Genomic DNA, 19,564 nt, shown 5'->3' on the forward strand with positions numbered 1-19,564 from the left:
CGGGCGCGGGCGTTCAAGGAAAACGCAGTTGACGGGCGGGGTTGGCGGGTGCAAGGCAGGGACACGCACGGCAAGGAAGGTGGATCATGAGCGAAACGCACGAAGCCCGGATCAAGCGGATGAAGATGCGCAGCTGGCGCCGCGGCATCCGCGAGATGGACCTGATTCTGGGGCCCTATGCCGATGCGAAGCTTGAAGGATTCGATACCGCGCAGCTCGATCTGTTCGATACGCTTCTGGAAGAAAATGACCAGGATCTGTACCCCTGGTTTTCGGGGGCGCTGCCCTGTCCGCCACAATATGTTGATTTGTTTGCGGAAATCGGCGCCTTCATGCAGGGCAAGCTGGCGCGGGGCTGAGGCGCTATCTTGCAGAAATTGTGACGAATTTCCGAAACTTCGTCTGGGTTTAACCGTATTTTCGGGTTTTGCCGCCAAGGTGGTCTCAGGAAGCGAGGCTGGCGGAGAACCGAATGTCATTTCAAACCCCGATGAAAGCGCCCGGAACGGAAGAAGGCGCCTCTCCCGGTATCATGTCCTGCTATCTGGACAGTCTGTCTCTGGTCGAACGTCTGCATCGTCTGCTTTTGGACGTGATCAAGGACGAATTCGAACGGCTGGGGATTTTGGAAATCAACCCGGTGCAGGCGCTTTTGCTGTTCAACATCGGCGAGAACGAGGTCACGGCGGGCGAGCTGAAGACGCGCGGCTACTATCAGGGCTCGAATGTCAGCTACAATCTGAAGAAGCTGGTGGAATGCGGCTACATGCATCACCAGCGCTGCGAGATCGACCGTCGTTCGGTGCGGGTGAAGCTGACCGCGAAGGGCGTCGATCTGCGCGAGCGGGTCACGGCGCTTTTTGAACGCCATGCCAAGGGCATGGATGCGCGCAACGTGATCACGCTCGATGCGATGGACGAGATGAACCGCACCCTGCGCCGGATGGAGCGCTACTGGTCGGATCAGATCCGCTACATCTACTAGGGACTGACGCAGCGACAGGCTGCATGGCGCCGCTTGCCCCCGGGGCAGGCGGCGTGCTTTCCTTTGCGGGTTCGTCAGGCGCCAGGCGCCGGAGCTTGGGAGGGGATCATGCGGCGTTTTCTGCGCATCTTCTGGCGCGTTCTTCTGGTTCTGCTTGTGCTGGGCGCGGGCGCGGCCCTGGTGAAACGCGATGACATCGCCCGGCTGATGGCGGTGCAGATGCTGTTCGACGAGGGGCGGATCGTCGAGAATTTCTCGCAGATGGACCGGCTCTTTCACGCCCGCGTGCTCGACCGCGGCCCCGGGCCGGTCTCGGCGCTGCCGATGGGCGTGCCGGAAACGCTCTCCCCCGAGGCCGAGGCCTGGATCAGCCGCCGCGCGGTCACCGCGCTTGTCATCCTGCGCGATGGCCGGATCACCTATGAAAACTACTACAAGGGCACCGGGCCCGAGGATCTGCGGATCAGCTGGTCGATGGCGAAATCGGTGCTCTCGGCGCTGTTCGGGACGCTGGTGGCCGAGGGCGCCATCCCCGATCTGGACGCGCAGGTGGTGGATTTCGTGCCGCAGCTGAAGGGCTCGGCCTATGACGGTGTCAGCATCCGCGATGTGCTGACGATGACCTCTGGCGTGCATTTCGACGAAGATTACATGAAGTTTTCAAGCGACATCAACCGGATGGGCCGGGTGCTGGCGCTGGGCGGCTCGATGGACGGCTTTGCGGCGTCCCTCAAGACCCGGGCGACGGAGCCGGGCAGCCACATGCATTACGTCTCGGTCGACACGCATGTTCTGGGCATGGTGATCAAGGGGGCGACCGGGCGCGATCCGGTCGATCTGATGGCGGAGCGGATCATTCAGCCGATGGCGCTGGAGGCGAGCCCGGTGATGCTGACCGATGGCGAGGGCACGGGTTTCGTTCTGGGCGGGCTGAACTTGCGCACGCGCGATTATGCGCGCATCGGGCAGATGTTCCTGCAAGGCGGTTTCTGGAACGGCCGCCAGATCGTGCCCGCCGATTGGGTTGCGGCCTCGACCGCGCATCAGGCGGCGGACGGGGCGGGCTACGGCTATCAATGGTGGGTGCCCAGGGACAATGCCGATTTCGGCAACGACTACATGGCGCAGGGCATCTACGGGCAGTTCATCTATATCAACCCCGCCCGGAACGTGGTCATTGCGGTCAATGCCGCCGATCTGGGTTTTGCCGCGGACGGCGTGACCGATGAAAACCTTGCGATGTTCCGGCAACTGGCGCAGGCTGGCCCCTGAAAGGGGTGTCACATGGAAATGGAACCTTCGGTCAATGTGCTGGGCGGGCCGCTGGAGGCCTGTTCGATGGCGCCGAAGACCGGCTTTTTTCGCGACGGCCATTGCAACACCTGCTGGGAGGATCGCGGGCTTCATTCGGTCTGCGCGGTGATGACGGCGGAATTTCTGGCCTGGTCGGCCTATGTCGGCAACGATCTGTCCACGCCGCGGCCCGAGCATGATTTTGCCGGGCTGAAGCCCGGCGATCGCTGGTGCCTCTGCGCCAGCCGCTTCCTGCAGGCGCATGAGGAGGGCTGCGCCCCCGAGATCCGGCTGGAGGCCACGCATCGCCGCACGCTGGAGCTGGTGCCGCTCGAGGTCTTGCGGCTTTACGCGATCTGATCGCTGACCGGCGTCCAGATCACGTCATCGATCCGCGGCGCCGAGGTGGCGAGCATGACCAGCCGGTCAAAGCCCATCGCAATGCCGCTGGCCGCGGGCATTTGAGCGAGCGCCGCCAGAAAATCCTCGTCGATCGGGTAGCGCTCGCCGTAGATGCGGGCTTTCTCGTCCATCTCGGCCTGAAACCGCAGCCGCTGTTCGGCCGCGTTCGTCAATTCGCCAAAGCCATTCGCCAGCTCCACCCCGCAGGCGTAAAGCTCGAACCGTTCGGCGACGCGGCCATCATCGGGGGCGGGGCGGGCCAGCGCGGCCTCGGCCACCGGATAACGATCCAGAATCGTCGCCCGGCCATGGCCCAGATGCGGCTCGACCTTTTCCACCAGCACCTTGGAGAGCATCAGCGACCAGGTATCCGCGTCGCCGACCTTGATCCCCGCCGCCCGGGCCTGGGCGCGCAGCCCCGCGGCATCGGTCGACCCGTCCGCCCCGCAGGTGGCCAGAAGGTCGATGCCCGCGTGACGCTGGAAGGCCTCGGCGACCGAAAGCCGCTCGGGCACGGCAAAGGGGTCGCACTCATGCCCCCTGTAGCGCAGCACGGCGCTGCCCGCCGCTTCGGCGGCCAGACGCAGGAAATCGGCGCAGTCCTGCATCAGCACGGTGTAATCCTCGCCCACGCGATACCATTCCAGCATGGTGAATTCGGGCGAATGCAGGGCCCCGCGTTCCCGGTTGCGCCAGACATGGGCAAAGGCGGCGATCCGGGTTTCGCCCGCCGCCAGCAGTTTTTTCATCGCGAATTCGGGCGAGGTGTGCAGATACATCGGCACGCCCGCGCCATCATTGCCGATGGCGGTGGTGGCAAAGCCATGCAGATGCGCCTCGTTGCCGGGGCTCACTTGCAGCGCCACCGGATCGACCTCGAGGAAGGCGTGATCGGTGAGCCAGCCGCGCAAAGCGGCCTGAATGCGGGCACGCGCCAGCAGCGCCGGGCGGCGATCGGCGTGACGAGAGGGGCTCCACCAGGGCGTTTGGCTCATTTTCGGGGCTTTTTGCTGGAAATACGGCTCGCGATGGTTTAGGCGCTTCGCCATCCGGGCGCCAGAGCCTGTCTTAGACCCCATTCAAGGAACCTCAAATGGCCAAAGTCATCGCCTCTTCGCTGCGCAAGGGCAACGTCGTCGACATGGACGGTGTGCTTTACATCGTGCTGACCGCCGAAAACATCCACCCGGGCAAGGGCAACTCGGTGACGCAGGTCGAGATGCGCCGGATTTCGGACGGGGTGAAGGTGTCGGAACGCTGGCGCACCGTGGACAGCGTGGAAAAGGCGCATGTCGACGAGAACGAATTCGACTTCCTTTACGAGGATGGCGAGGGCTTCCACTTCATGAACCCCGAGACCTACGACCAGATCACCGTGTCGGAAGATGTGGTGGGCGATGCGAAAGTCCACCTGCGCGACGGCATCCGGGTCTGGATGCTGACGCATGAAGGCGTGGCGCTGTCGATCGAGCTGCCGCAAAAGGTCACCGTCGAGGTCGAAGAGACCGAGCCGGTGGTGAAGGGGCAGACCGCGTCCTCCTCCTACAAGCCCGCGATGTGCACCGGCGGCATCCGCGTGATGGTGCCGCCGCATATCGGTGTGGGCACGAAGATCATCATCAACACCGCCGACACCTCCTATGTGGAACGTTCCAAGGAGTGATCCGCTCGCACGGTCGTCAGCATCAGGCACCCTGCGGGGTGCCTTTTGGTTTGCGGATTTCGCCGCGCGATGCGCGGCGACCCGCCGGGGGCTTCGCCCCCGGACCCCCAAGGTATTTGAAGCAAGATGAAGGGGGGCGTTGGCGGCAAAGAAAAAAGCCGGGAGCTTGTCCCGGCCTTGCTCGCGGCGTTTCGTCCCGGATCAGATCTTTTTCAGCCGGATCACCACATCGACGCGGCTGACCTCGGTCCCTTCGGGGGCCTTCGGCACGCGGACGAGTTCAAGCTCCTCGACCGGGGCGTCGGAGATCCGGTTCTCGCCTTCCCAGAAGAAATGCGGGTGGTCGTCCATCCGGGTGTCGAAATAGCTGCGCCCGGCATCGACGGTGATTTCATGCATGATCCCCGCCTCGCAAAAGGCGCGCAGCGTGTTGTAGACCGTGGCGAGCGAGACCTTTTCCCCGGCGTCGCGGGCGGCGGCATAAAGCCCCTCGGCGGTCACATGCCGGTTCGTCCCGTCGCCGACCAGAAGCGACGCCAAGGACATCCGCTGCCGGGTCGGCCGAAGCCCGCCCGCGGCGAGCCAGCGCAGTCCACGTTCCTGAGCCATCGTCTTCATGATCGAAAACCCTTTTTTCCTGTAACTATTATAAGTTGAACCGGCTTCGTATTCAACGGGATTCTGACGCACCCCCGGGGCGGGGGGCGGGTCTTGCACCTTCGGGCGGGGCGGTGCTAGAGGAAGGGGGACAAGACCTTGGGGGGAAACGCCGATGTCACTCTATCCGACAAGCTTCGGCAAGGAAGATCTGCTCAAATGTGCGCGAGGCGAGCTGTTCGGGCCGGGCAATGCCCAGCTTCCAGCGCCGCCGATGCTGATGATGGACCGCATCACCGAGATTTCGGAAGACGGTGGGCTGCATGGCAAGGGCCATGTGGTGGCCGAATTCGACATCACGCCGGATCTGTGGTTCTTTGACTGCCACTTCCCGGGCAATCCGATCATGCCGGGCTGCCTTGGCCTGGACGGGCTGTGGCAGCTCACCGGCTTCAACCTCGGCTGGCGCGGCTGGCAGGGACGGGGCTATGCGCTGGGCGTGGGCGAGGTCAAGCTGACCGGCATGGTCCGCCCCGACCGCAAGATGCTGACCTACAAGGTCGATTTCACCAAGGCCCTGCAGACCCGGCGTCTGACCATGGGCGTGGCCGACGGCATCGTCGAGGCCGATGGCGAAGTGATCTATGTGGTCAAGGACATGAAAGTGGCTCTCTCGGAGAGCTGATCGAAGAAGGACAGGAGGCCCCCATGCGGCGCGTCGTCATCACCGGGCTGGGCATCGTCAGCCCCATCGGCAACAATGCCGAAGAGGTTTCGGCCAGCCTGCGGGCCGGTCGCTCGGGCATCGTCTTTGCCCCCGAATATGCCGAGCGCGGGTTCCGCAGCCAGATCCATGGCGCCCCGCAGATCGTGCTGGAAGACCATATCGACAAGCGCAACCTGCGCTTCATGGGCCGCGGCGCCGCCTACAACTTCCTGTCGATGGAACAGGCGATCCGCGATTCGGGGCTTGAGGACAGCGACGTCTCGAACCCGCGCACCGGGCTGATCATGGGCTCGGGCGGGCCCTCGACCTCGAACTTCTTCGAGGCGCATCAGACCGTGCTGCAAAAGGGCTCGCCCAAGCGCATGGGGCCGTTCATGGTGACGCGCTGCATGTCCTCGACGAACTCGGCCTGTCTGGCGACGCCCTTCAAGATCAAGGGCGTGAACTATTCGATCACCTCGGCCTGCTCGACCTCGGCGCATTGCATCGGCAACGCCGCCGAGCTGATCCAGATGGGCAAGCAGGACATCGTCTTTGCCGGCGGCGGCGAGGAGCTGGACTGGACGCTTTCCTGCCTCTTCGACGCGATGGGCGCGATGTCGTCGAAATACAACGACACGCCGACCACCGCGGCCCGCGCCTTCGATCTGACCCGCGACGGTTTCGTGATTGCGGGCGGCGGCGGCGTTCTGGTTCTGGAGGAACTCGAACACGCGAAGGCCCGCGGCGCGAAGATCTATGCCGAAATCACCGGCTACGGCGCGACCTCGGACGGCTATGACATGGTGGCGCCGTCGGGCGAGGGCGGCGAACGCTCGATGCGGCTCGCGCTTGATACCCTGCCCGAAGGCCGCCAGATCACCTATATCAACGCGCATGGCACCTCGACGGTCGCGGGCGACGTGACCGAGGTCGAGGCCGTGCGGCGGGTGTTCGGCGAGGGCAATGTGCCGCCGATCTCCTCCACCAAATCGCTGACCGGGCACAGCCTCGGCGCGACCGGCGTGCACGAGGCGATCTATTGCCTTCTGATGATGCAGGGCAAATTCATCACCGGATCGGCCAACATCACCGAGCTGGACCCGGCGATCAAGCCCGAGGAAATCGCCACCAAGCTGGTCGAAAACGTCGAATTCGACTCGGTTCTGTCGAACAGCTTCGGCTTTGGCGGCACCAATGCCACGCTGGTGATGAGCGCCTACAAGGGTTGAGGAACGATGGCTGAGTTGATGAAGGGAAAACGCGGCCTCGTCATGGGCGTGGCCAATGAACGCTCGATCGCCTGGGGCATCGCCTCGGCCTTAGCGGCCGAGGGGGCGGAACTGGCCTTTTCCTATCAGGGCGAGGCTTTCGGCAAGCGGGTCGAGCCGCTGGCGGCCTCGGTCGGATCGACGCTTCTGGTCGATGTCGACGTGAACGACGATGCCTCGCTTGATGCCGCCTTTGCCCGGCTGAAAGACGAATGGGGCACGATCGATTTCGTCATCCATGCCATCGCCTATTCCGACAAGAACGAGCTGGCGGGGCGGTTCATCCACACCACGCGCGAGAATTTCAAGAACAGCCTGGCCATTTCCTGCTTCAGCTTCATCGACATCGCCCGCCGCGCGTCGGAGCTGATGCCGGACGGCGGCGCGCTGATCACGCTCACTTATGGCGGCTCGAACCGGGTGACGCCGTTTTACAACGTGATGGGCGTGGCCAAGGCGGCGTTGGAAAGCGCCGTGCGCTATCTGGCCAATGACCTTGGCCCGCAGGGGATCCGGGTGAATGCGATCTCGCCCGGCCCGATGAAGACGCTGGCGGGCGCGGCCATCGGCGGGGCGCGCAAGACCTTCCGCCACACGGAAGCCAACAGCCCGATGCGCCAGAATGCGACGCTGGAAGCGGTGGGCGGCTCGGCGGTGTTCCTGTGTTCCGATTACGGCGCCTGCACGACGGGGGATGTGGTGATGGTCGATTGCGGCTATCATGTGCTGGGCATGCCGCAGCCCGAGAACATCTGAGGATGGACTGTGACACGGGGCGCCTTCGGGCGCCCTTTGCTTTGGAGGGTAGGATGGCGTTTTTCACCGCAGATGATGGCGCGAAGATCGCTTTCGCCGACGAGGGGCAGGGGCCTGTCGTTCTGGCGCTGGCCGGGCTGACCCGCACCGGGCGCGATTTCGACTATCTGGCGGCCCATCTGCCGCCCTGCCGTCTGATCCGCATGGATTACCGCGGCCGCGGCGACAGCCAATGGACCGGCGGCGCGACCTATACCGTCCTGCGCGAGGCGGCGGATGCGCTGCAGCTGCTCGACCATCTGGGCGTGGAAAGGGCTGCCATCCTTGGCACCTCGCGCGGCGGGATGATCGGGATGTATCTGGCGGCGGTGGCGAAGGATCGTCTGACCGGGCTGTGCCTGAACGACATCGGCCCGGTGATCGAGCGCGCGGGGCTGGAGCGCATCTTCGACGTCGTCGGCCGCAATCCGGGGACGAAGAGCTTTGCCGAGTTGGTCGAGAAGCTGCCCGCCGCGATGGTCGGCTATGAAAACGTCCCCGCCAGCCGCTGGCTGGAAGAGACCGAACGGCACAATATCGAAACGCCGCAAGGCGTGAAGATCAACTACGATCCGGAGTTGCGCGACGCCTTCCTCCACGCCTTTGACGCGGGCGTCTTCGAGACCTGGCCCTTGTTCGACGCCTGCGCCGGTCTGCCCGTGGCGCTGATCCGGGGGGCGAATTCCGACCTTCTGAGCCCCGAAACCGTGGCCGAGATGCGCCGCCGCCGCCCCGACCTGCTTTTCGCCGAAGTTCCGGGCCGTCCGCATATTCCCTTCCTGGATGAGCCCGAGGCGGTCGCGCTGATCCGCGCCTGGATCGCGCAGCTGCCCGGCTGCGCCAAAGCGGCTGCGGCATATGCGCCGGATGCCCCCAATTCGAACCAAAGTTGATGCCGGTCATGGCGCGGCTCACGCTTTCGTGAGGCAATTCCCCCGCTCTGGTACGGGAGGACACCATGACGCTTTCTTATCGTTTCGATTCTTGGATTCTGACACGCCGCTTTCCCGATCCGACGGACTGGTCCGAGCAGGTGAACACCCTGCAGCACAGCACCGTCACTCTGCGGGTTCCCGACGGGCAGAACACCTTCATCCTGTCGGGCAGTGGCATGACCGACCCGATGCAATTCGCCGATTCCAGCATGTCCTATGTGCTGACCAGCCTTGGGCCGGTGAACGAGGCGCTGGGTCAGGGGCACATGGTCGCGATCCGGCGCGTGCATTACGATGACGGCACCTTCACCGATGTGCTGCACATCAGCCGCCATGTCGTGGTGGATGTCGGCGGCACGCCGCAGATGATCGGTTTCGACGAGATCTTCGTCTATCTTGGCGGGGTGGCGCTGCCCGATTTCACCTCGGCCGCGGCGATGGCCGCCTGGGCGGGCAATTACCTGTCCTGGGGCGCGCCCAGCCCCGCGCTTTACCCGACCGGCGCCGCGATCGACTGGGGCGGCTTTGACATCGACAACGTGATCCGCGGCACGAACCTGGCCGATACGCTGACGGGCGGGGCCCTGAACGACGAGATCCTGGGCCTTGCGGGCAATGACAGTCTTTCAGGGGGCGAGGGCAATGACACGCTGAACGGCGCGGCGGGGCGGGACACGCTGTCCGGCGGCACCGGCGACGATGTGCTGCGCGCCGGGGCGATGGATGTGTCCAATGATCTGCTGCTGGGCGGCGCGGGCTCGGACACGGCCGATTACCGCGCCGTCACCGCGGCCTCGGGGATCGTCATCGATCTTCTGGCGGGCCGCGCGGTGAATGCGGCCTATGTCGGCACCGACCGGCTGGTGGGCGTCGAGAATGCGATCGGCGGCGCGGGGGCGGATACGATCCTCGGCACCGCGGGGGCGAACCGGATCGACGGCGGTCTGGGCGCCGATGATCTGCGCGGCGGCGCCGGGAATGATGTCTATGTCGTCGACCGGGCGGGCGACCGGATCACCGAAGCCGCGGGGGGCGGCACCGAGACGGTGATCGCCACCTATTCCGGCCATACGCTGGGCGCCAATCTGGAAAACCTGGTGCTGGACGGCACGGTTCTGGCGGGCAGCGGCAATGCGCTGGCCAACCGGGTGACCGGCAATGCGGCGGCGAACCTGCTGGCGGGCGGGCTTGGCAATGACCTTCTGCGCGGCATGGCGGGGACCGACGCCTTGCAGGGCGGCGAGGGTCATGACACGCTGGATGGCGGCACCGGCGCCGACCGGATGCTGGGCGGGGCGGGCAACGACAGCTACATCGTCGACGAGAGCGGCGACCGCATCTTCGAGACCGTGACCCCGAGCGGCACCGCCGATGCGGGCGGGCGCGATCATGTCAGCAGTTCGGTGACGATCAACCTGGATGCCTATGCCGGGGTCCGCTTCGTCGAGAATGTCACCCTGACCGGCACCTACACGATCAACGCCACCGGCAATGCGCTGAACAACCGGATCATCGGCAACGAGGCCGACAATGTGCTGGCGGGCGGTCTGGGCAATGACGTGATCACCACCGGGCTGGGCAGCGACGTGATCGTCTTCAACACCGCGCTTGGGGTGACCAATGTCGATCTGATCACCGATTTCTATGCCGGTTACGATCAGATCCGGCTTGACGATGCGATCTTCACCACGCTGGCGCGCGGGGCGCTGGCCGACAGCGCCTTTGTCGCGAACGAGGGCGGCCGGGCGATGGATGCGGGCGACCGGATCCTGTTCGATACCGCGACGGCGCGGCTTTATTACGACGCCGACGGCACCGGCGCGGGCGCCCGGGTGCTGGTCGCCTTCGTCACCGGCTCGATCCTGACGGCAGAGGATTTCCTGGTGATCTGACCCCGGTCCGGAAGACCCCGGGTCCGTCCCCGCGGGGCGGGCCTAGGCCCCGCGGGGCGCTTCGTCGCAGCGGCGCCCTGACGGCTTTGCAATTGTCATTAGCGTTTGACTTATGCTGCATCCGATGGAACACCTGCGGCCAAATCAGGCCCGCAAGGCGGGCAAAGGAGGATGCGGTGAAGATCGACGGAACCCCCTATCGCACGATCTGGCAGGACGCGCGCGGCATCGTGCAGGTGATCGACCAGCGCTGGTTGCCGCATGAATTGCGCATCGTCGATCTGCAAAGCCGCGCCGATTTCGCCGTGGCGATCCGTGACATGTGGGTGCGCGGCGCGCCGCTGATCGGGGCGGCGGCCGCCTGGGGCGTCGCCGTGGCGATGCAGGAGGATCCCTCGGACGCCGGTCTGGCCGAGACCTGGGAGGTGCTGCACGAGACCCGTCCGACGGCGATCAACCTGCGCTGGGCGCTCGATGAAATGGTGCGGGTGCTGCGCCCGGTCCCGCCCGAGCTGCGCGCCGCGGTGGCGGCGAAACGCGCCGCCGAGATCTGCGACGAGGATGTGGAGATCAACCGCCGCATCGGCCAGCACGGGCTGGAGATCATCAAGGCGATCGCGGCGAAAAAGCCCGGCCAGACGGTCAACATCCTGACCCATTGCAATGCGGGCTGGCTGGCGACGGTCGATTGGGGCACCGCCACCTCGCCGATTTATCACGCGCATGAGGCGGGGATCCCGGTGCATGTCTTCGTCGACGAGACCCGGCCGCGCAATCAGGGCGCGCAGCTGACGGCCTGGGAGATGAACCACCATGGCATCTCGCATGCGCTGGTGGTCGACAATGCGGGCGGCCATCTGATGCAGCATGGCGAGGTCGACATGGTGATCGTCGGCACCGACCGCACCACGGCGCGCGGCGATGTCTGCAACAAGATCGGCACCTATCTGAAAGCCTTGGCGGCGCGGGCGAATGGCGTGCCCTTCTATGTCGCGCTGCCCTCGCCGACGATCGACTGGCGGGTGCGGGACGGGGTGAAGGAAATCCCGATCGAGGAGCGCAATTCCGAAGAAGTGACGCTGGTGCAGGGCCGCGGCGCGGATGGCAAGATCGCGCTGGTGCAGATCTCGCCCGATGGCACGCCCGCGCGCAACCCGGCCTTTGACGTGACGCCCTGCGAATTGGTGACCGGGCTTCTGACCGAGCGCGGGCTTTGCCCGGCGAACGAGGCGGCGATGGCGGCGATGTTCCCCGATCTCAAGGCCGCGATGCTGGGCTGAGGCTCGTTTCGGGCGGATCAGGAAAGGCATTGCCTTTCCCCGCCCGTGTCGCACCCTTTGTGCAAAGACCCTCTGCCGCAAGCGCAACAGAGGCCAGCGCCCGGCCCGGGCGGCGCGAAAGCGCCCGCCATGGGGCGGGGCGGGCGCTGGCCGGGGGCCTTTGGGCCCCCGGCGGTCATGGGGCAACTGTTTCGCGTGACCTCGGCGATGGCCTCGGTCATCGCAAGCCCCCCCCTAAGCCGCCGCCAGCAGCGCCTCGGCCACCCGGGTCGAGGTGGCCAGATGCGTGACATAGCCGCCGCGGATCGCGGCGAGGCTGGGCACCACCTTATCCAGCCCCGGTGTCACCAGAATCCCCATCTCCAGACCCACCAGCCGCGGCAGGTCGATGCCGATCATCCGCGCCTCGGTCTCGCCCGGCATCTGCCGCCCCATCGCATCGACGAAACGCCCGCAGATCACCCCCGCCGCGCCGCGCGCGACATGGGCGGCCAGCTCCTCGGGCGTGGCCAGACCGGAACTGACGACATGGCTGTTCTCGCTCACCGTGCCGACGGAAAAGAGAAGCTTGTTCACCCCCTGCAGCGCCTGAAGCTGCGCCCGGAGGATCGGTTCGGCCCGCAATTCTTCGGCCAGCGCCGCACGCGACAGCACCGCGGGCGCATGCAGGTTCAGACAGCGCGCCCCCAGCCGTTGCGCCAGCCGGGTCGAGCAGGCCTCGGCGGTGAAGCCATAGGGCGTCGCCATCGAGCCCACCAGCTGCAACACCGTCAGATCCGCGATCGCGCGGTTTTCGACCTGCTCGGCCAGTTCATAGACCGTGCGGCCCCAGGCCACGCCCAGCCGGTCGCCGGGCGCCAGAAGGTCGGGCAGCCACAGCGCCGCCCCGCGCACGACGCGGGCAAAAGCGGTGTCGGCCTCCAGCCCGTCATCGGGCACCACGAAAGCCTCGGTCAGACCGAATGTCGCGCAAAGTTCCAGCGACAGCCGATGCGCGGTAAAGGCGGGCGCGGCCAAAGTGATGCGAATGAGCCCGGTTTCGCGCGCCTCCTGCAGGTAGTTCACCACCGTCGCCCGCGAAATCCCCAAAGTCTCGGCGATGTCCTGCTGGTTGCGGCCGTCGTGGTAATACATCCACGCCACCTCGATCACCGCGTTTTCGCCGCTGATCCGGCCCAGCGGCCGCCCCAGAGATCGCTTCCGTGTCGTGCCCGCCATCTTGCCCTCCGGGTTTCGCCGTTTGACAAAAATAGGTGACAAAAGTAAGGAAATCCAGCGCCGTTGCCGCGCCCGCGAGAAAAGGAGACCCCGATGATCCGCAATCTCTGGAATGACGAGGCGGCCGCGGCGGCCGGGGATGACCTTGGCCAGCGGATCTATTCCGCGCGGCTGATCGGCGCGGAGCCGGAGCTGGTGCTGCATGGCGGCGGCAACAGCTCGGTGAAGACCGAAGCCCGGGACCTGTTCGGCGAGACGGTTTCGGTGCTGCATGTCAAGGGCTCGGGCCATGATCTGGCGACGATCGACGCGGCTGGCATGCCTGCGGTGCGGCTGGAACCGATGCTGCGGCTTGCGGCCTGCGATGCGGTGGCCGATGAGGTGCTGGTGAAGCTGCAGCGGCTCAACCTGCTCGATCCCGCCGCGCCGAACCCCTCGGTCGAGATGCTGCTGCACGCCTTCCTGCCGCATAAATTCGTCGATCACACCCATGCGACGCCGTTTCTGGTGCTGGCGAACCTGCCCGAGGCCGAGGCGGCGCTGCGGGAATTGTTCGGGGAGCGGATCGCGCTCGTGCCCTTCGTCAAGCCGGGCTTCGGTCTGGCCAAGGCGGGGCTGGCCACTTACGAAGCGAACCCGGGCGTCGAAGCGCTTTTGCTCAAAAACCACGGCCATTTCACCTGGGGGCCGGATGCGAAATCGAGCTACTGCCGGGTGATCGAACATGCCAATCTGGTCGAGGCCTGGCTGGCGGATCGCCGCCCCGCGCCGCTCGTGCCCGCCGCCGCCCTGCCGGTGGCCGGGATTGCCCCGGTGCTGGCGGGTCTGCGCGGCGCGCTCGCCGCGGCGCTGCCGGAAGAGGCCGCGCTGCCGGTCCTCGATCTGCGCGCCGATGACGCGACGCGGGCCTTCGTGTCCCGCCCCGATCTGGAGGCTCTGGCGCGGGCCGGGGTGGTGACGCCCGATCACGTCATCCGCACCAAAGGCGAGGTTCTGGTGCTGCGCAAAGACGCGCAAACGCCCGAGGCGATGCGCGCGGCGGTTACCGATTACGTCACCCGCTACCGCGCCTATTTTGACGCCAACAAGGCGCGCTTTGGCGGTCCGGTGGCGATGCTGAACCCGATGCCGGGGCTGATCTGGCTGGAAGGGATCGGCGCGATCGGTGCCGGGGCGGATGCGAAGGCCGCGCGGATCGCGGCCGATATCGGCAGCCAATCGGCGCGGGTGAAGGCGGATGGTCCGGTGGCGGGCGGCTTCCGCTCGATTTCCGACGCCGACCTGTTCGACATGGAATATTGGCCGCTCGAACTGGCGAAGCTGGGCACGGCCAAGGCGCCCGCGTTGCAGGGCCGGGTGGTCCTGGTGACGGGCGGCGCGGGGGCGATCGGTCTGGCGACGGCCGAGGCTTTCGCGGCCTTGGGCGCTTCGATCTTCATCGTCGACCGTCCCGGCGAAGGGCTGGAGAAGGCGGTGGCATCGCTTGGCCGCGATCACGCCGGGCATGGCTGCGACATCACGCAACCGGGCGCGGCGGCGGCGGCGGTGGCGGCCTGTGCGGCGCGGTTTGGCGGGCTCGATATCCTTGTGTCGAATGCGGGCGCGGCGATCACCGGCGATATCGCGACGCTCGATGAGCAGGTGCTGCGCGGCAGTTTCGAGCTGAACTTCTTCGCGCATCTGGCGTTTTCGCAAGCCGCCATCGCGCTTTACCGGGCGCAGGCCGCCGGACGCGGCACGCGCGGCGCCGAGCCGGGGCAGATCCTGTTCAACGTGTCGAAACAGGCGGTGAACCCGGGCAAGGGCTTTGCCGCTTATGGCCTGCCGAAAGCCACAAGCTTCTTTCTTTTGCGGCAGCTGGCGCTGGAACTGGGCCCCGAGGGGATCCGGGTCAACGGCATCAATGCCGACCGGATCCGGTCCGGGCTGCTGACGCCCGAGATGATCGCGGCGCGGTCCTCGGCGCGGGGGATCGATGCGGGGACCTACATGGCGGGGAACCTGCTGAGGGCCGAGGTCGAGGCGCGACACGTGGCCGAGGCCTTCGTGGCGCTGGCCCGGGCCGAGCGCACGACGGCGCATGTGATGACGGTGGACGGCGGCAATATCGAGGCGGCGCTGCGCTGAGGGGGGGATTTGACCGAGGCTATCGCCGAGGTCACGCGGAACAGTGGTCCCGGGGCCGCCGGGGGCCCAAAGGCCCTCGGCCAGCGCCCGCCCCGCCCATGGCGGGCGCTTCTCGCCCGCCGGGGCAGGCGCCGGCCTCTGCTGTGCCTGGGGAAACGGTCTTGTGACGTCGGCTGCGCGGCGGGCGGGGAAAGGCGGTGCCTTTCCTGATCCGCCCGAACCCGTCAGGTCGCGATCAGCAATTCGATGCCGCGGGCCTCGAATTCCTTGGCGTCCTTGTCGGAGATCCCGTCATCGGTGATGAAGGCATGGATCACCGCCAGCGAGCCCAGCCGGGTGAAGGAGCTCTTGTTGATCTTCGAGCTGTCGGCGACCAGATAGACCCGCGAGGCCGCGCGGATCATCGCCTCTTTCAGCTGCAGATCGGCGAAACTCGGATAGGTCAGCCCGGCATCCAGCGCCACGCCTGCGGTGGCCAGAAACAGCTTTCCGGCAAAGATGTTGCGGAAGTAATCGACCGACTTGTCGCCCGAAAGCGACAGGGTGGGCGCCTTGAACTGCCCGCCCGGCATGTGCACCGCGAACCCGGGCACCGAGCCGAGGATGATCGCGATATTGAGCGCATTGGTGATCACCGTCAGATTGCGCCGGGTGACCAGCCGCGTCGCCACCTCGGTCGTCGTCGTGCCCGCATCCAGGATGATCGTCTCGCCGTCACTGACCAGCGACGCCGCGAGCGCGCCGATCAGCCGCTTCTTGTCCATGTTGTCCTGATGATGCAGCACCAGCCCCTCGGCGCGCGAGGAGGGCGCGTTCAGAAACGCGCCGCCATGTTCGCGGGTGATGAACCCTTCGGCTTCGAGCTTTTCCAGATCCTGCCGGATCGTCGCTTCCGAGACCTGAAACGCCACCGCCAGATCGCGCACCCGTGCCGAGCCCTCTTCCTCGATCCATTCAAGGATGCGACGCCGCCGCGGTTCGGACAAGAGACCGGCCTTGCTGTCGTCGCGGATCGGAACGGGTTTCGTCGACACGGGTTCGCCTATCGGTTGCGGGTTGCGGAAACGTCAGGGATGCCTCGGACCTCCTTAGGGGCGGGGGCGGGGCCGGTCAACGGCCCATTCGTCAGCGGCCAAGCGCGGCTTCCTGCTGCAGCGCCACGCGGGCCTGCAACCGGCTTTGCGCCTGATCGATGACCACGGCGGCAACGATGACAAGACCCTTGATCACCGTCTGCCAGAACGAGGACACGCTCATCATCACCAGCCCGTCCGACAGGATCGAGATCACGAAGGCGCCGACGATGGTGCCGCCGATCTTGCCGCGCCCGCCCGAAAGCGAAGTGCCGCCCAGAACCGCCGCCGCGATGGCGTTCAGCTCAAAGGTTTCCCCCGTCGCCGGATGCGCCGCCTGCAACTGCGAGGCGATGATCAGCCCGACGATGGCGGCGCAAAAGCCCGAGAACATGTAGACGAAAAGCTTGACCCGGTTGACCTTGACCCCCGAGAGCGCCGCGCCGCGTTCATTGCCGCCCACCGCATAGATATGGCGGCCGAGCGGCGTGCGCCTGGCGATATAGGCGGCCACAAGCCCCACCGCGATCAGCATCCAGATCTGCACCGGCAGGCCAAGGAAAGTGCCCGCGCCGATCGCCGGGAAACTGTCGGAGCCATAGTCCGGGTTGCCCGAGAGGTTCGGGAAGGTCCGCCCGCCCGAGGACAGAAGTGCCGCGCCGCGGGCGATGTACAGCGTGCCCAGCGTCGCGATGAAGGGGGCGACGTTCAGTTTCGTGATCAATATCCCGTTGATGAAGCCCACGAAAACGCCGACGCACATCACGATCAGGGTGATTTCCAGCGTGTTGAAATGCATCGTGCCGACCGTGCCAAGATCGATGCCGTAAAGGATCAGCCAGCCCGAGACCATCGAGCACAGCCCCACGGTCGAGCCCACCGACAGGTCGATGCCGCCGGTAATGATGACGAAGGTCATGCCGATCGCCAGAAAGGCGGTCAGCGCGGCATGTTTCGCCACGATCACGCTGTTGGCGACCGACAGGAAATTCGGCGCCATGACGGCGAAAAAGCCGAAGACAAGCAGCAGCGCGACATAGGTCCGGGCCTGCAGCAGCGTCAGCAGCAAAGGCGAGCCCGGCGCGGGGGTGGAGGGGGAAGCGGCACTCATGCTGCGATGTCCTTCGAGTTTTGCGCAGGGGCAGTGGTGGCCGAGATCACCTTCGCGGCTTCGGTGCCGGAGGGGAACTCACCGGTCACGCGGCCCTGCGCCATGACGATGATGCGGTCGGAAAGGGCAAGAACCTCGTCGAGGTCCGAGGTCACGAACAGAATGCCCAGACCCTCGGCGGCCAGACGCCGCATGGTGCGGAAGACCTCGGCCTTGGCGCCGATGTCGATGCCGCGACTGGGCTCGTCCATCAACAGCACCTTCGGCCCGGTCATCAGCGCCTTGCCGATGACGACCTTTTGCTGGTTGCCGCCCGAAAGCGAGGAAACCGGGTTTTCCGGGCTCGCCACCTTGATCGTCAGCCGCTTGATGAAATCCAGCGCGGTCTGCGCCTCGCGTTTCAGATCGAGGTGGAAGAGTTTCGCGAAACCGGGCAGCGAGGACAGAGTCAGATTTTCCCGGATCGACATGATCTGGATCAGCCCGTCGCGCTTGCGGTCTTCGGGGATCAGCGCGATGCCGCGCGCGATGCGCCCGGGCACGTCGCGTTCGGTGAGCGGCTTGCCCTCGACAAAGAACCGCCCGCCCGCATGCGGGTGCTGCGCCATCACGCATTCCAGAAATTCGGAGCGCCCCGCCCCCATCAGCCCGTAAAGCCCGACGATCTCGCCCGCGCGGATCGACAGCGAGACATGATCGACGGTGAAGCCGCCGCCCGCGCGGGGCAGGGCGATGGCTTCGGCGCGAAAGATCTCGGGGCCGAAATTCGCAACTTCGGAGCGGCCGTATTCTTTCGAACTTGACCCGATCATCGCCTGCACGATCCAGGGGATGTCGACGCCCTCCATCGACCGCGCGCCGGTGATGGTGCCGTCGCGCAAAACCGTGATGTAATCGCCGACCCGGATCAGCTCTTCGAGCCGGTGGCTGATATAGACGATGCCGACGCCCTGCGCCTTGAGTTCGTCGATGACGCGGAACAGCACCTCGACCTCGGCCGCCGACAGCGCCGAGGTGGGTTCGTCGAGGATCAGGATGCGGGCGTTCTGCGCCAGCGCCTTGGCGATTTCCACGATCTGCTGTTGCCCGATGCGCAGGTTGCCCAAGGGCGTGTCGGGATGGATGTTCTGCTCAAGCCGCTCCATCAGAACGCGCGTTGCGCGCCGATGCGCCTCGATGTCGATGTCGATGCCTGCGCGGGTGGTTTCATGGCCGATGAAGATGTTTTCCGCCACGCTCAGGTTCGGAAACAGGTTCAGTTCCTGAAACACGATGCCGATGCCCGCCGCCACCGCATCGGCCTTGGTGCGAAAGCGCATCTCGCGGCCGTCCATGGTGATCGTGCCTTCGGTCATGTCCTCGACCCCGGCGATCAGCTTCATCAGCGTCGATTTTCCGGCGCCGTTTTCGCCCACCAGCACATTCACCGCGCCCATGCGCAGATCAAAATCCACGCCCTTGAGCGCGCGGGTGCCGGGGTAGACCTTGACCGCCCCGCGCATCTTCAGCCCGATCGGATGCTTTTCCGTCATGGCAGCACCGTGAGCGCGATGGGGGTGACCAGCCATTTCTCAGAGGCCGTGCGCAGCGACAGGACGCCGGTAAAGGCGACGGTCTTGCCGGTCGGGTCTTCGGTGGGAACGGTCAGCCCCGCCGCGGCGCGGTCGTTCAGCGCCCGGCCCAGCCTGCCGAATTCCATCTGGTCGCGGAAGGCGGTGAAATCATAGATCTTCGGCGCCACATCGCGCAGCGCATTGCCCTTGATCACCGGGCCCAGCTGCAGCGTCAGATCCGCCGCGCCATCGCCATCGGTATCGAGATCAAGCAGGCGCGCGCGTGAGGCCAGCTCGGCCCTGATCACCTTGCCCTGATCCTTCAGCGCGAAATTCCAGGGCGAGCCATTGCCCGCGCCGCGCGCGCCGTAACTTGCGCCCGCGCCGTCCAGCCCGGTGGCGATCTGGCCGCGCAGGGTGCTGGCGGTCTGCGCCTGCCCCGCGATCAGCGGCAGAAGCTTCGCCTCGTAACTCTCGGCCAGAAGCGTGGTGATGCGGGCCGCGTCGCCACTGGCATCAGCGGCGGGGGCGGCAGAGTTTTCCGCCGTTTTCGGCACGATCTTGCAGCCCGTGGTGCCAAGCGCAACCGCAAGGCACAGGGCCGTCACTATGGGGGAATTCATGGCCGTGGATCCTTTGGAATCCGGCGCGCCGAGGGATATC

The 19,564-nt window shown here is 65.9% G+C and carries 19 protein-coding genes; 12 read left to right on the forward strand and 7 right to left on the reverse strand.

Going from position 1 to position 19,564, the window contains the following annotated elements; genetic code table 11:
• Window positions 1–86: 86 nt before the first annotated feature.
• From LY44_RS15930 to LY44_RS15945, 4 genes are all read left to right on the forward strand, one after another.
• Complete coding sequence (locus tag LY44_RS15930) at window positions 87–359, forward strand: succinate dehydrogenase assembly factor 2 (RefSeq protein ID WP_055209033.1); 273 nt, start codon at window positions 87–89, stop codon at window positions 357–359.
• Between the two features lie 131 nt (window positions 360–490).
• Window positions 491–985 (forward strand): MarR family winged helix-turn-helix transcriptional regulator, encoded by a 495-nt coding sequence (locus LY44_RS15935; protein WP_051394428.1) that lies wholly within the window; start codon window positions 491–493, stop codon window positions 983–985.
• Window positions 986–1,093: 108 nt separating this feature from the next.
• Window positions 1,094–2,257, forward strand: coding sequence for a serine hydrolase domain-containing protein (locus tag LY44_RS15940; RefSeq protein ID WP_055209032.1), 1,164 nt, complete (start codon window positions 1,094–1,096; stop codon window positions 2,255–2,257).
• 12 nt (window positions 2,258–2,269) lie between these two features.
• Window positions 2,270–2,638, forward strand: a complete 369-nt coding sequence (locus tag LY44_RS15945) for a DUF2237 family protein (RefSeq protein WP_023914887.1) — start codon at window positions 2,270–2,272, stop codon at window positions 2,636–2,638.
• Here the strand turns inward: LY44_RS15945 and epmA are convergent.
• The gene (gene epmA, locus LY44_RS15950) at window positions 2,626–3,675 is read right to left on the reverse strand and encodes an EF-P lysine aminoacylase EpmA (protein ID WP_055209031.1); all 1,050 of its coding nucleotides are present in this window, start codon (window positions 3,673–3,675) and stop codon (window positions 2,626–2,628) included. The two genes, LY44_RS15945 and epmA, sit on opposite strands and share 13 nt — an antisense overlap.
• A gap of 98 nt (window positions 3,676–3,773) precedes the next feature.
• Here epmA and efp point away from each other — a divergent pair, with 98 nt between their 5' ends.
• The gene (efp, locus tag LY44_RS15955; RefSeq protein ID WP_055209030.1) at window positions 3,774–4,343 is read left to right on the forward strand and encodes an elongation factor P; all 570 of its coding nucleotides are present in this window, start codon (window positions 3,774–3,776) and stop codon (window positions 4,341–4,343) included.
• 201 nt (window positions 4,344–4,544) lie between these two features.
• Here the strand turns inward: efp and irrA are convergent, their stop codons facing one another.
• A complete protein-coding gene (irrA, locus tag LY44_RS15960) occupies window positions 4,545–4,961 on the reverse strand; it encodes an iron response transcriptional regulator IrrA (protein ID WP_055209029.1) in 417 nt (138 codons plus the stop codon).
• Between the two features lie 154 nt (window positions 4,962–5,115).
• Between irrA and fabA the strand changes: the two genes are divergently transcribed.
• The 6 genes from fabA to mtnA all read left to right on the forward strand — a co-directional run bounded on the left by fabA (window position 5,116) and on the right by mtnA (window position 11,819).
• Window positions 5,116–5,625, forward strand: coding sequence for a bifunctional 3-hydroxydecanoyl-ACP dehydratase/trans-2-decenoyl-ACP isomerase (fabA, locus tag LY44_RS15965; RefSeq protein WP_055209028.1), 510 nt, complete (start codon window positions 5,116–5,118; stop codon window positions 5,623–5,625).
• Window positions 5,626–5,648: 23 nt separating this feature from the next.
• The gene (gene fabB / locus LY44_RS15970) at window positions 5,649–6,878 is read left to right on the forward strand and encodes a beta-ketoacyl-ACP synthase I (RefSeq protein WP_055209027.1); all 1,230 of its coding nucleotides are present in this window, start codon (window positions 5,649–5,651) and stop codon (window positions 6,876–6,878) included.
• 6 nt (window positions 6,879–6,884) lie between these two features.
• Entirely contained in the window at window positions 6,885–7,673 is a 789-nt protein-coding gene (locus LY44_RS15975; protein ID WP_055209026.1) for an enoyl-ACP reductase FabI, read from the forward strand.
• Window positions 7,674–7,726: 53 nt separating this feature from the next.
• Entirely contained in the window at window positions 7,727–8,605 is an 879-nt protein-coding gene (locus tag LY44_RS15980) for an alpha/beta fold hydrolase (protein WP_055209025.1), read from the forward strand.
• Between the two features lie 65 nt (window positions 8,606–8,670).
• Complete coding sequence (locus LY44_RS15985; protein ID WP_055209024.1) at window positions 8,671–10,539, forward strand: calcium-binding protein; 1,869 nt, start codon at window positions 8,671–8,673, stop codon at window positions 10,537–10,539.
• Between the two features lie 176 nt (window positions 10,540–10,715).
• Window positions 10,716–11,819, forward strand: coding sequence for an S-methyl-5-thioribose-1-phosphate isomerase (gene mtnA / locus LY44_RS15990; RefSeq protein ID WP_055209023.1), 1,104 nt, complete (start codon window positions 10,716–10,718; stop codon window positions 11,817–11,819).
• Between the two features lie 234 nt (window positions 11,820–12,053).
• On the opposite strand, the gene LY44_RS15995 is transcribed toward mtnA, so the two are convergent.
• Entirely contained in the window at window positions 12,054–13,037 is a 984-nt protein-coding gene (locus LY44_RS15995) for a sugar-binding transcriptional regulator (RefSeq protein WP_055209022.1), read from the reverse strand.
• Window positions 13,038–13,130: 93 nt separating this feature from the next.
• On the opposite strand from LY44_RS15995, the gene LY44_RS16000 reads away from it, so the two are divergent.
• The gene (locus tag LY44_RS16000; protein WP_055209021.1) at window positions 13,131–15,164 is read left to right on the forward strand and encodes a bifunctional aldolase/short-chain dehydrogenase; all 2,034 of its coding nucleotides are present in this window, start codon (window positions 13,131–13,133) and stop codon (window positions 15,162–15,164) included.
• A gap of 224 nt (window positions 15,165–15,388) precedes the next feature.
• On the opposite strand, the gene LY44_RS16005 is transcribed toward LY44_RS16000, so the two are convergent.
• The 4 genes from LY44_RS16005 to LY44_RS16020 all read right to left on the reverse strand — a co-directional run bounded on the left by LY44_RS16005 (window position 15,389) and on the right by LY44_RS16020 (window position 19,524).
• The gene (locus tag LY44_RS16005; RefSeq protein WP_081024390.1) at window positions 15,389–16,198 is read right to left on the reverse strand and encodes a DeoR/GlpR family DNA-binding transcription regulator; all 810 of its coding nucleotides are present in this window, start codon (window positions 16,196–16,198) and stop codon (window positions 15,389–15,391) included.
• 91 nt (window positions 16,199–16,289) lie between these two features.
• Window positions 16,290–17,348 (reverse strand): ABC transporter permease, encoded by a 1,059-nt coding sequence (locus LY44_RS16010; protein WP_055209020.1) that lies wholly within the window; start codon window positions 17,346–17,348, stop codon window positions 16,290–16,292.
• On the reverse strand, window positions 17,345–18,880 hold the full coding sequence (locus LY44_RS16015) for a sugar ABC transporter ATP-binding protein (protein ID WP_055209019.1): 1,536 nt from the start codon (window positions 18,878–18,880) through the stop codon (window positions 17,345–17,347). The genes LY44_RS16010 and LY44_RS16015 overlap by 4 nt, the downstream gene beginning before the upstream one ends.
• A complete protein-coding gene (locus LY44_RS16020; RefSeq protein WP_055209018.1) occupies window positions 18,877–19,524 on the reverse strand; it encodes a DUF2291 domain-containing protein in 648 nt (215 codons plus the stop codon). Before LY44_RS16020 ends, LY44_RS16015 begins: the two co-directional genes overlap by 4 nt.
• Window positions 19,525–19,564 lie beyond the last annotated feature (40 nt).

The organism is Rhodobacter capsulatus, assembly GCF_003254295.1.
Lineage (GTDB): Bacteria > Pseudomonadota > Alphaproteobacteria > Rhodobacterales > Rhodobacteraceae > Rhodobacter > Rhodobacter capsulatus.

Coding starts and splice junctions, on each gene's coding strand:
- LY44_RS15930 (WP_055209033.1), top strand. CDS start 87: ATGAGCGAAACGCACGAAGCCCGGATCAAGCGGATGAAGATGCGCAGC.
- LY44_RS15935 (WP_051394428.1), top strand. CDS start 491: ATGAAAGCGCCCGGAACGGAAGAAGGCGCCTCTCCCGGTATCATGTCC.
- LY44_RS15940 (WP_055209032.1), top strand. CDS start 1,094: ATGCGGCGTTTTCTGCGCATCTTCTGGCGCGTTCTTCTGGTTCTGCTT.
- LY44_RS15945 (WP_023914887.1), top strand. CDS start 2,270: ATGGAAATGGAACCTTCGGTCAATGTGCTGGGCGGGCCGCTGGAGGCC.
- epmA (WP_055209031.1), bottom strand. CDS start 3,675: ATGAGCCAAACGCCCTGGTGGAGCCCCTCTCGTCACGCCGATCGCCGC.
- efp (WP_055209030.1), top strand. CDS start 3,774: ATGGCCAAAGTCATCGCCTCTTCGCTGCGCAAGGGCAACGTCGTCGAC.
- irrA (WP_055209029.1), bottom strand. CDS start 4,961: ATGAAGACGATGGCTCAGGAACGTGGACTGCGCTGGCTCGCCGCGGGC.
- fabA (WP_055209028.1), top strand. CDS start 5,116: ATGTCACTCTATCCGACAAGCTTCGGCAAGGAAGATCTGCTCAAATGT.
- fabB (WP_055209027.1), top strand. CDS start 5,649: ATGCGGCGCGTCGTCATCACCGGGCTGGGCATCGTCAGCCCCATCGGC.
- LY44_RS15975 (WP_055209026.1), top strand. CDS start 6,885: ATGGCTGAGTTGATGAAGGGAAAACGCGGCCTCGTCATGGGCGTGGCC.
- LY44_RS15980 (WP_055209025.1), top strand. CDS start 7,727: ATGGCGTTTTTCACCGCAGATGATGGCGCGAAGATCGCTTTCGCCGAC.
- LY44_RS15985 (WP_055209024.1), top strand. CDS start 8,671: ATGACGCTTTCTTATCGTTTCGATTCTTGGATTCTGACACGCCGCTTT.
- LY44_RS15995 (WP_055209022.1), bottom strand. CDS start 13,037: ATGGCGGGCACGACACGGAAGCGATCTCTGGGGCGGCCGCTGGGCCGG.
- LY44_RS16000 (WP_055209021.1), top strand. CDS start 13,131: ATGATCCGCAATCTCTGGAATGACGAGGCGGCCGCGGCGGCCGGGGAT.
- LY44_RS16010 (WP_055209020.1), bottom strand. CDS start 17,348: ATGAGTGCCGCTTCCCCCTCCACCCCCGCGCCGGGCTCGCCTTTGCTG.
- LY44_RS16015 (WP_055209019.1), bottom strand. CDS start 18,880: ATGACGGAAAAGCATCCGATCGGGCTGAAGATGCGCGGGGCGGTCAAG.
- LY44_RS16020 (WP_055209018.1), bottom strand. CDS start 19,524: ATGAATTCCCCCATAGTGACGGCCCTGTGCCTTGCGGTTGCGCTTGGC.